The sequence below is a fragment of the Nocardiopsis sp. NPDC049922 genome, assembly GCF_040660275.1.
Classification (GTDB): Bacteria; Actinomycetota; Actinomycetes; order Streptosporangiales; family Streptosporangiaceae; genus Nocardiopsis.
In genome coordinates this window covers 1-10,105 of sequence record NZ_JBFAME010000041.1, presented here as the reverse complement: position 1 = coordinate 10,105, position 10,105 = coordinate 1, and the positions used below count along the sequence as shown (strand labels likewise).

Genomic DNA, 10,105 nt, shown 5'->3' with positions numbered 1-10,105 from the left:
ACACCAGCACCCAACCTGTTCACCCAGCGCGAGCCGACCTACGTCGTCGACAATCTTGTCCGGCTCTTGTGACCCATGCCCGTCAGCCCCACGAAAGGGTTCTGTGCAGGGACCTGCCACTGATGTCACTTCATGCCCAGTCCACAAGTCTTGACAATTGCTCAATCAAGCACGCAGCTGTGCTGATAGGCCATGATTGGTGCAATCGGACGCCGCCAGCCCCCGGTTTGTGCTCCGTTCGTGCTCTTCAGTTCCGTACTGACACGACACCCGGCGGCATCCCACGGTCTCAGACGGCACGACGGATCGGATGGGGTGACATGAAACGGTACGTAGCGACACACTTCTAATCCGATGGCCGCAGGTTCGAATCCTGCCGGGTGCGCCACAAAACCCCAGGTCAAACGGGGTTTATCGCCTCACCGCAGAGAAGGTGTAACGCCGGTGGGTCCAGGGTGGGACCGAGGTGGGACCAACACCAGACCCCTGCGACCACCCCGCCTCCTCGTATGCCGACCAGTCCTCCCGGCGTCCCGCAGCACCAGCCACGCCGTCCGCTCCGCCGCCTCGTGGGCTACCTCAGGCAGCACACTGGAGTAGGTGTCCGCGGTCAGCACGATGCTCGCGTGCCCCAGCATCGCCTGTACCACCTTCAACTCCACACCCGCCGCCAACGCCAACGTCGCCGCCCCGTGCCGCAGATCATGCAGCCGCACCGGCGGTAGCCCGCTCTCGTCGTTCAGCTTCCGGAACAGGCGCGAGAGGCGCTCGGGGGCCAAGGGGCCTCCACGCGCCCCGGTGAACACGAACTCGCGCGGATCCCACTCCTGCCCGCGCGCCTGTGCCTCCTTCTGTTGCCGCCACTGGTGGCGGCGCAACACCCCGGTCGTGGTATGGTCCAGGGCCAACATGCGGCGGCTCGCCGCGCTCTTGGGCGCCAACTCCACCAGCCCACCCCGGTTGGACTGGAGCTGACGCGCGATACGGACCGTCCCCTTGACCAGATCAACGTCCTCCCACCGCAAGCCCACGACCTCGCCGCGCCGCAACCCCGTCATCACCACCAGGTGGAACAACGCGTACAACCGATGATCCGAGGCGAAGTCCAGGAACTGGCGGGTCTGCTCCACCGTCCACACCGCCACCGCCGGACGCACCCCGCCATGGCGCCACTCGGCCACAGCTTGGTCAGTCCACACCACTGGCCGCGCGGCCTGGCCGGAATCCAACCGCAGCCCTCGGGCGGGGTTGGAGGACAGCAACCGCTCACGCACCGCGGCATTCAACGCCGCCCGCAATGTGGCCCTCACCCGCTGCACCGTCGCCGGGGAGAGCCGATCCCCGGCCGGCGTGGTGTGACAGGAGATCGCATCGAACGCCTGCCGCACCCGCCCGGGAGTCAACTCGCCCAACAGCACACCGCCCAGATGCGGGATCAGATAGCGGTCGATGTGCTCGGCGTAACCGACCCAGGTGCGCGGACGCAACCGGGTCCCGGTATCCAGCCAGTGCCTCAGCCACTCGCCCACCGTCCACACTCCCGGATCCGGCGTGTCAGTTTCGATGCCCTGGGCTCTGCGCAACGCCGCGCGGGCGGCCCCCCGGGAGGCGAACCCACCACGGCGCACCCGACACCGCTCCCCCGGAACGTGCTCCAACTCGACCGAGAAGTACCAGCTCCCGTGCCCGCGAGACCGCAACCGCGGACACCCACCCCCGACCTTCCTCGAGGAACCAGGCAACCTGCACCCACACCGCTTGAACACCGAACCAGACCCGGACATCACCGTCACCTCCGGGCCCAGTCTCAACCCGAGCAACGGTGCTCAGAGAAGGCGGATGACGAGAGGCGATCCCAGCACCCGAGAGAGCCTCCATCACACCCGGAACGAGACAAGATGCGCGACCGACCAGTCGGCGAGGACCCGGCTGGTGGATGGGCACAATCCAGCCTGCATGATGCTCGAGGCACCTGAGATGCTGAGCGCAAGGGCAGCAAACTTGCGAGTATCGCCTCGACATCCGGGCTTGATGGTCACTGCGGCGGGCGCCTGGCAGAACACCGCCTCAGCCAACAGGAGGAGTGACTCACCTCGGCGCGATGGGATCATGGCGGTGCAGCGAGAGAGGAGGATACGGTGGCCGATCCGGTGGAGTTCATGCTGGCCGACCTGCGAGAGAAGTACGAGGCGATACCCGCCACACGGGCCTTCTCTCGCCTCTACGACGACCCCGAGTGGGGTCACATGTTTGCAGTCCTCCATAGGCGGTTGAACGAGCACTTCACCGACATCAACGGACGTGCCAAGACCACTCACCATTACTGGGCCGACAATAGCAGGGACTTGCTCGCGCTCATCGAGGAGATCGATCTCGACCTGCATACCCTGAAGAGGGCAGGCATTGAGGTCGCACTTGCCGACTCCTACCAGGATGCACTGGATCGATGTCGGCCATGGCTTTCGCCAAGCGGGGGCAGTGCGGTGCCGGAGGACTTTGAGCTCATCGAGGTCATCAGCTACGAGCAAGTCTTCGCCCACGCGGCTAAGAGCGTTAGACTCAAGAAGCAGGAGACTGCCGTAGAGCTGAAGATGGTGGGGAGCGGATCCTACGCCCACGTCTACTCCTACGTCGACCCCGACTACGGCATCAAGTTTGCGGTCAAGCGGGCGAAGAGAGATCTGGACGAGCGCGATCTGCACCGCTTCAAGCAGGAGTTTGAAGTCCTGAAGAAGCTGAGCTTTCCTTACGTGGTGGAGGTCTACCGCTATGACGAGACCCGAAACGAGTACCGGATGGAGTACTGCGGCACAACGCTCCGGGAGCACATCAGCAAGAAGAACGCCACAATGTCCTTCGCAGCTCGCAAGCGCATCGCCTTGCAGTTCCTCTACGGGATCAACTACCTTCACCACCAACGGTTGTTGCACCGCGATATCAGCCTCCAGAACATATTGCTGAAAGTCTTCGATTCCGGCGCCGTTCTGGTGAAGCTCTCGGACTTTGGGCTCGTGAAGGATCAGGCGAACGAATTCACCCGCACCCAGACCGAGATGAAGGGGACGATCCGGGACCCAATGCTCTGTAGCTTCAAGGATTACGGGGTCGTGAACGAGATGTACTCGATCGCGTATGTCCTGGCCTATATCTTCAAGGGCAGAGAGTCACTCCCCACAGCTGATGACACTGTAGGGCGGATAATCCACAAGTGTGCTGTCAACGACCTCGCCGAGCGCTACCAGAGTGTCGCCAAGTTGATCACAGACGTTGAGCGGTTGGAAGCACCGCCGAAGTAAGCGACGGCCTAACGAGTTGGTGCGTGATAGCGGGTGAGGCTTCGCTGAAAGGTCATGGCATGCTCTGGCCATGGCGATCAAGCTCAACCGCTGTGTCGGCAGGCTCGGTCGGAACCCCGCAGTATCAGTCAAGAAGTTCAGCGCCTCGTCTCCCATGCCGTCAGCAACTACAGCACACCGACTGGGTACCTACTGCCCTAAGCGACGTCCCGTAAGTGGTTCTGGCGATTTGATAGAGGGTTCGGTGGCCGCCGTGAAGCGGTCAGGCGGTGACGGTGAGGTTGTGTAGGCGCGCGACTCCGGCCATCGCTTCGGCGGATCCGGTTCCTCGGAGGCGGCAGTCGCGTAGGACTTTCCAGACCTTCATCGATGCGAAGGCATGCTCGACGCGGGCACGGATCTTCCGGTGGGAAGCGTTGTGTGTCTCTTTCCACTCGATCAGCGGCTCGTCCTTGGCCTTGCGGCGGTGCGGGATCACTGCCCGCGTGCCCCGGTAGCCGCCATCGGCGATCACGGTCGCGGTCCTGGTAGCGTGGTCGACTCCGGACTCACCGAAGGCGACCGAGTCGTTCCGGTTGCCCAGCAGCGGAGTGCCGAGGGCGACCACGAGCTGGGTGTCGGCGTCGATGACGACCTGGTGGTTCGTGGAGTAGCGGTAGTTCTTCGACTTCGCTGCCACGGCGTGGTCGCGAGTTGGGACCAGGGTGTCGTCGACGATGAGGACCGTCTCTCGGGCGTATCGTCTCCTGGGCTGGAGGGCGAGTTTGGGGGCCAGGTCGTCGATGATCCGGTCGGCGGCGGACTTCGAGGTCCCGAACAGGGCCGCGAGCTGGCGCATCGTGAGGTTGGTGCGCCAGTAGGCCGTGACCAGCAGCACCCGTTCCTCGAAGGCCAGCTTCCAGGGCCGACCCCTGGCCGCGGGGTCGGCTCCCTCTCGTCGAAGCTGGCGGACGAGCTTTGCGAACTGGCGCGGTTTGAGCCCGCTGAACAGCTCCACCATCGTCGCATCCGCCGCGCTGATCAGACCTGTCAGGCAGGCATGATCCCATGCGCCCCAACCGCATCCGATGGACGGTCAGACCAACTCCCTGAGGAGCGCGTAGAGCTCGGCCTTGTCCTGATCGACCGCGCCGCCAGTCACCGATCGCCAGAACCGGTCGGCGAACTTTGGCCCGTACTGCGGGTTCAACCCTCCGGCCAGACTCCAAGACATTGCGGCCAGGTCGCGATAGCGATCAGCCAGCCCGAGGTCTCCGACATCGACGATCCCGGAGACCTCAAGGGAGTCGGGGTCGATCATGACGTTGGGCAGCATGAAATCCCCGTGGCACACCACCATCTCCTCGGCCGAGGCAGCAGCGATGGCCTTGGCCAGCGTCTCCTCGACCTTCGCAGCCGAGCAGCCGGGCCGGTCGGCAGAAATCCGCCCGGGCATGGCTTTCCAGCGCTCGACCTGCGCATGCGCCAACGGCAGGAGCACCGACAAGCCCCGATCGAACGGGCACGCTTCGGTCGGCAGTGCATGCAGGCGCTGCGCGAATCGGGCGAGGGCGTCGACCACGGCCGCGCGCTGGGCCTCGGGCCACGGCTCGGCCGCCGACCGGCCCGGCACTGCCGTCGTCACCAGAATTCCCAGGCCGTCCTCGGTGGCTCCGGTCTCGACCACCTCGGGGGCACCCAGATCGTATTTGGCCAGCCAGGCGAGCACCGCGGCTTCTCGTGTCAGTCCTTCGCGCGCCTGCCGCCCTGCCTCGGGCCCGACGACCTTGACAAACCGATCCAGCGTGCCCTCAAGCCGCCACACCCGCGCTTCAGAGTGACCGATCGACACCGGCACCCAGGCATGGTCGCCGTAGTTGGCTCGCAGGCGCGTCATCAGGGAATGCTCGAACACGCGCGCAAGGTTGCCACCCTGAACCACCGAGCCGCAAGGAGGTTACTTCGGCATGGAACTCCGTCACCCGTCCCACAGCCGTCAACAGCATCCACTTACGGGACGTCGCTTAGGTTCAGCGGTGCCCCGCTTCCGTGAGTGACGGGAGGCGATCCCAGCACACCAGAGCCTCCACAACTTCCGACACATGACACTCATGCAAGGACATCCGTTACCCTTCTCCCCGAACTGCCCTGCGTCTGGAAACGGCCTTCGTGGAACCCCTTGACCCCGACGACCCCCGAGAACTCGGGCGTTACCGGCTGCTGCGCCGCATCGGCGAAGGTGGCATGGGCATCGTCTTCCTCGCTATCCCAACCGACGGCGACGGGGACGACCTGGCCGCCGTCAAAGCCATCCGCCCCGAGTACGCCGGGGACGGGGAGTTCCGGGCGCGGTTCACCAGCGAGGTGGACCTGGCCCGCCGGGTACGGGGCCCCTACACCGCCCGGGTCCTGGACGCCGACACTGACAGCCCCACCCCTTGGCTGGCCACCGAGTACGTCCCTGGACCGGCACTGCATCAGGCTGTACGCGAGAACGGCCCGTTCCCGGAGAAGTCGCTCCTGGCTCTGGCCGCCGGGCTGACCGAGGCGCTGTCAGCGATCCACTCAGTGGGGTTGATCCATCGCGATCTCAAACCCTCCAACGTCCTGTTGGCCTCCCGCGGCCCCCAGGTCATCGACTTCGGCATCGCCCGCGCCACCGACGCCACCGCCCTAACCCGCACCGGCCAGACCCTGGGCACCCCCGCCTACATGTCACCCGAACAGGCCACCGGAGCCGACCTGGATGTGCGCAGCGACCTGTTCGCTTTCGGCGGGGTGCTGCTGTTCGCCGCCACCGGCCGCGCGCCCTTCGGTACCGGCGACCCCGCAGCTCTGCTCTACCGCGTGGTCAACCAACCGCCCGACCTGAACGAGCTTCCCGAGACGCTGGTGCCTCTGGTCACCGCCTGCCTGGCCAAGAACCCCGATGACCGCCCCGACCTGGACACGGTGACGGCCCAACTCATCAACACGGTCCTACCAAGGAACGAGGACGCGCACGCCACCGAGTGGCTGCCCAAAGCGATCGCCACCACCATCCACCACACCCTGGTGGCCGCGACCCGGGTCGCGCCGACAAGCATTCCACCCGAGCAGGACGACCACGCCGACGCGGCTCCCGCTCTCCCGCCCGCCTCGCACAGCGTGAAGGGCACCGAGGAGGCCATCACCGAAGCACCAGCCCACACCGGCCCAGAGCCGAACAGCGAAGAGCCAGGTTCGCGGCCCAATGGGCGACCGGCCCCCCGACCCCAGGCGCCCGTCCAGCACCCTTCGGCCCATGCATCCATGGTTTCGGGACCCGCCCAAGTGGACGCAGACCGCTCCTCCTCTTCCAAGGTGTTCTGGAGTGCGCTGGTCGCCGCGATAGTTTCGGTGGTCGTTGTCGGTATGGCACTGAACTTCTCAGCAGATCCGACGACACAAGCCCAGCCGGATCCGGTGGGCCGGGATACCAACGAGACCGCCCGCTCTCCATCCCCGTCCCCTTCGCCGTTCCCCACCAACGCTCTGCCGCGCGATTTCAACCCACAGGTCCAAGACACCGCGTTCCTCAGCGGCCCCGACCGTTTCGCGGTCCTGTCCAACGCGGGATTGGACGTTTTCGAGGCGGACCGGACCGAACCGATCGAACGACTCACCGAACGCCTCGAGGGCTACCACTTCGGTGGCTCCGAACTGGTATCGACCCCGGACGGATCCGTAGTCGCTGCCAAAGCACTGAAGTCGGCCGGTGATGGCGTCGCCGCGATCCACGTGTGGGAGATCGACGAGTCCGAGCGGCACATCCTCGAACTGCCCTCCGAGATCGGCGACGGGGGGTACATCGCGCTCTCCCCCGACGGTGAGACGCTGTTTCTTGGGGGCAACTTTCGGGGCGGAAGCAAGGTGAGCGCTTACCGCGTACGCACCGGGGAGGAGCTCTACGACGTCACCATCCCAGAGAGCGAGCAGGGGTGGAGCGGGGCTGTGCATGGCGTGGGGACCTCGCCGGACGGGGAGTTGCTGATCGCTGCGCTGAGCACGGGGCTGGCCGTGTGGGACGCGGCCTCCGGCGAACCGCACCCCTCCTACCCTGAACTCCGGGAATGGCCGGATGAGATCACCGGCCCGGTGGCGTTCGGCGACGGCGTCGTCGCCACCGCCACGTTCGAGTCCCTCCTGCTGTGGGATGTGCGTTCCAACGACGAACCGGAAGAATTCCGTCTACCGGCGGATGAGATCGAGGCGTCCGTACGGATTCGAGAGGTGTCCATCGGGGACGAAGGACGCAGGATCGTCGCCGCGGGCAGGGACACCGACCTGGATCACAGCCTGCTCATCGTGTGGGACGCGGAAGGCCGGGTACTGGTGGAAGACCGCTCTGAGAGGGACTACTCCTCCCTCAACGCTTCCCCCGTCGATGATCGCCTCCTTATCGCCTTCGGCCCGCTCGGCCAGGAAGGGCGAGAGGCATTCATGTTCCTGGGCGAAGACCTGGAGACCACACAAGAGTTCCAGATACCAGGTCACTAACCCCACCTCGGGCGCCGTTCCGCCGTGCCGCCTCTCCCCCAGCGACCATGGAGAAGCTGCGCTGAGGACCTCGCGAGGTGCCATCGGACGCCGTCAACGCCCCCTGTGTGCTCCGTTCGTGCTCTTCAGTTCCGTACTGACACGACACCCGGCGGCACCACACGGCCCCAGACGGCACGACGGATCGGATGGGGCAACACGAAACGGCACGAAAAGGCACGCGGCGGTACGTAACCAGCGAACTTCTAATCCGATGGCCGCAGGTTCGAATCCTGCCGGGTGCGCCACAAAACCCCAGGTCAAACGGGGTGCGCGAGTCGAACAGGCGAGGTGGCAGGCTCGGATCCGGGCCTGAAATGCTCCTCGTGTGCTCCCCAGTGCAAGGTCCCGTACAGGTGGGCGAGGACCTCGCGGAGCATTTTGCCATCCCGTGACCGTGTGGGGCCGGGCCGGGGCCCGCCGAGGACATGCCCTGGGCGGACACGGCCCTGTAACGCCGCATCCGCCCCCAACACCCCATGCCCCTACCCCGGGGGCCCGTCCGGGCGTGTCAGCCGCCCACACGCCCCCACACGGGCGCAGCCCCGCGCAACACAACAGCGTGGTCACTTCCATCGCCGACTTCGGAAACATCGACTGGCACGTGTCCTGCGTGAAATGTGCGGTCGCGTGGCCGCGGTCGCCCGAGACCGCCTTCACGTCCGACCTCACCGCCAACGCGAGCGAGGCGGCCCTGTTGCGCAGACCGTGCAACAAGCGGATCGAGGTCACGGCCCTGCCATCGGCAAATCAGGAAACCCCTCCGGTCGGGAGCCTCATCGGCTGAGCCGGCATCCAGGTTGAGCCTGTGCGCGAGTTCGGCGAACAGGAGTGTGTCGTTACATACGCCTTGTAGCGCCTACCCTCGCCGGGGATAGGCAGTCATGATGTCGCGTGACTCGTTGGCGACGGAAACCACACGCCGACAGATCCTGACAACGTTCCCGCCACCGCCTCAGATGCACTGGCACCGTGAAATCATAGGTGCTGACGCCAGCCCAGCAGAAGACACTTTGAAGTGCGATAGTAAACATTCAACAGCAAAGTTGAAATCACCCCACTATGGTGCTTCAGTCAACAATACCAGGGATACCATCTACAGCGTAGGTGTATACGGAAATCAGTGACTGCTGTAATTTATGGTAAGTATAAAGACCACTGGATGCAGGTCTCCATCAGAGTTAACTTTGTAAGCATCGTTAAACTGAAAGTCGATCCTCGCAGAACTGCTCACCTCATAATGAACAGTCCTTGACCAGCCATCTTCAATAGGTTTACCAGCTTTACCTTTGAGAAAACAGGTGGAAGCGATCGGGTCAGGCTCACCAGGCCTGGTGGCAACATGATCCCAGAATTGACAAGCTTGCTGGATCCCCACGCGATCAACCAGTTCCGAATAATGGCCTAAGAATCTGCGGTGGACCAAGACGCGGTAACGTGGAGCTGACTCCGGCTTCCCCCCAGGGCGACGAGCAGGACGGTAGGGGTTGTACGCGCTACCCGTCGACATTTGGCTCATCAACCTCAATAAAATCTTCGCTGACAGGATTGCCCAGGAGAATGGAACACCTCAGAGGATCCTCAAGCTGCCTGGCAGTAACATGCCATTGATGAACACATTCATTCAGCACTCTTGCATCCCCGTCGGCACCAGCTGCAATTAGTGCTTCATGCAACTCATCAGAGAATTCTCTCAAGTCATCAAGGTCGAACTGACGCAGCCACGCGAGCTCTCCCAGGTCGGCAACCTTTGGGCGGGCACCTCGCTGCAGAACAGATTCGAGATTCGTGTAGCACTCCCACCATTTAGCGAGAGTCTGCAGAAGCTGCAGCTTGCTCTCAGGGAGCATCACTAGGCTTGTACCATCTTTGTCCCGCAAGCGAGCCAGACCCTCACGTGCAGCATCAAGGAACTCAGTCCTCTTGGCACCAGCAAGGTCTGAAGGTTGGAAGATCGTGTCATCCATGTGAGCCACCTCTTGCTAGGATCATACCCAAGATCTTAGCAAGGATCTTGTCGTCTGTGAACCAGGCTGTGAGAGACTTGATGGAGACATCACCGACGGAAGGTGGCCAAAGTTGGACGCTGCCCGACCCTTCGATGCACGAGCGCACCTACTCGAGGATCGCCGATCAGTTGACTACACACAGTGGCGAACTGTCAGCCTGGTCTTGACCCCAGGGCCCCGGAGTTCTCGCGCTTTGCCGGAGAAGACGCGAACGCCGGATTCGAGCAGGTCGGGCAGGGATGACCGAACCCAGACACGCGAAAA

7 protein-coding genes are annotated in these 10,105 nt (G+C 63.9%); 3 read left to right on the top strand and 4 right to left on the bottom strand.

Annotated elements, in window-relative coordinates:
* Positions 1–419: 419 nt before the first annotated feature.
* On the bottom strand, positions 420–1,529 hold the full coding sequence (locus AB0I72_RS28120; protein WP_358574067.1) for a tyrosine-type recombinase/integrase: 1,110 nt from the start codon (positions 1,527–1,529) through the stop codon (positions 420–422).
* A gap of 609 nt (positions 1,530–2,138) precedes the next feature.
* Between AB0I72_RS28120 and AB0I72_RS28115 the strand changes: the two genes are divergently transcribed.
* On the top strand, positions 2,139–3,296 hold the full coding sequence (locus tag AB0I72_RS28115) for a protein kinase family protein (protein ID WP_358574065.1): 1,158 nt from the start codon (positions 2,139–2,141) through the stop codon (positions 3,294–3,296).
* A 262-nt stretch (positions 3,297–3,558) separates the two neighbouring features.
* Here AB0I72_RS28115 and AB0I72_RS28110 read toward each other — a convergent pair whose 3' ends face one another.
* Both AB0I72_RS28110 and AB0I72_RS28105 read right to left on the bottom strand, forming a co-directional pair.
* Entirely contained in the window at positions 3,559–4,329 is a 771-nt protein-coding gene (locus AB0I72_RS28110; protein WP_358574069.1) for a transposase, read from the bottom strand.
* A 42-nt stretch (positions 4,330–4,371) separates the two neighbouring features.
* Entirely contained in the window at positions 4,372–5,190 is an 819-nt protein-coding gene (locus AB0I72_RS28105; RefSeq protein WP_358574062.1) for an aminoglycoside 3'-phosphotransferase, read from the bottom strand.
* A 254-nt stretch (positions 5,191–5,444) separates the two neighbouring features.
* Between AB0I72_RS28105 and AB0I72_RS28100 the strand changes: the two genes are divergently transcribed.
* Both AB0I72_RS28100 and AB0I72_RS28095 read left to right on the top strand, forming a co-directional pair.
* Positions 5,445–7,793 carry a WD40 repeat domain-containing serine/threonine protein kinase gene (locus AB0I72_RS28100; RefSeq protein ID WP_358574060.1) on the top strand — a complete coding sequence of 783 codons (2,349 nt, stop codon included), beginning with the start codon at positions 5,445–5,447 and terminating at the stop codon, positions 7,791–7,793.
* A gap of 601 nt (positions 7,794–8,394) precedes the next feature.
* Positions 8,395–8,619, top strand: coding sequence for a hypothetical protein (locus tag AB0I72_RS28095; protein WP_358574057.1), 225 nt, complete (start codon positions 8,395–8,397; stop codon positions 8,617–8,619).
* A 709-nt stretch (positions 8,620–9,328) separates the two neighbouring features.
* On the opposite strand, the gene AB0I72_RS28090 is transcribed toward AB0I72_RS28095, so the two are convergent.
* Positions 9,329–9,799: a hypothetical protein gene (locus AB0I72_RS28090; protein ID WP_358574054.1), complete on the bottom strand. Its 471-nt coding sequence runs from the start codon at positions 9,797–9,799 to the stop codon at positions 9,329–9,331.
* Between the last annotated feature and the right edge of the window lie 306 nt (positions 9,800–10,105).

Bases quoted from the DNA above. Each gene is read 5' to 3' on its own strand.
- AB0I72_RS28090 (WP_358574054.1), bottom strand. From the start codon at position 9,799: ATGGATGACACGATCTTCCAACCTTCAGACCTTGCTGGTGCCAAGAGG.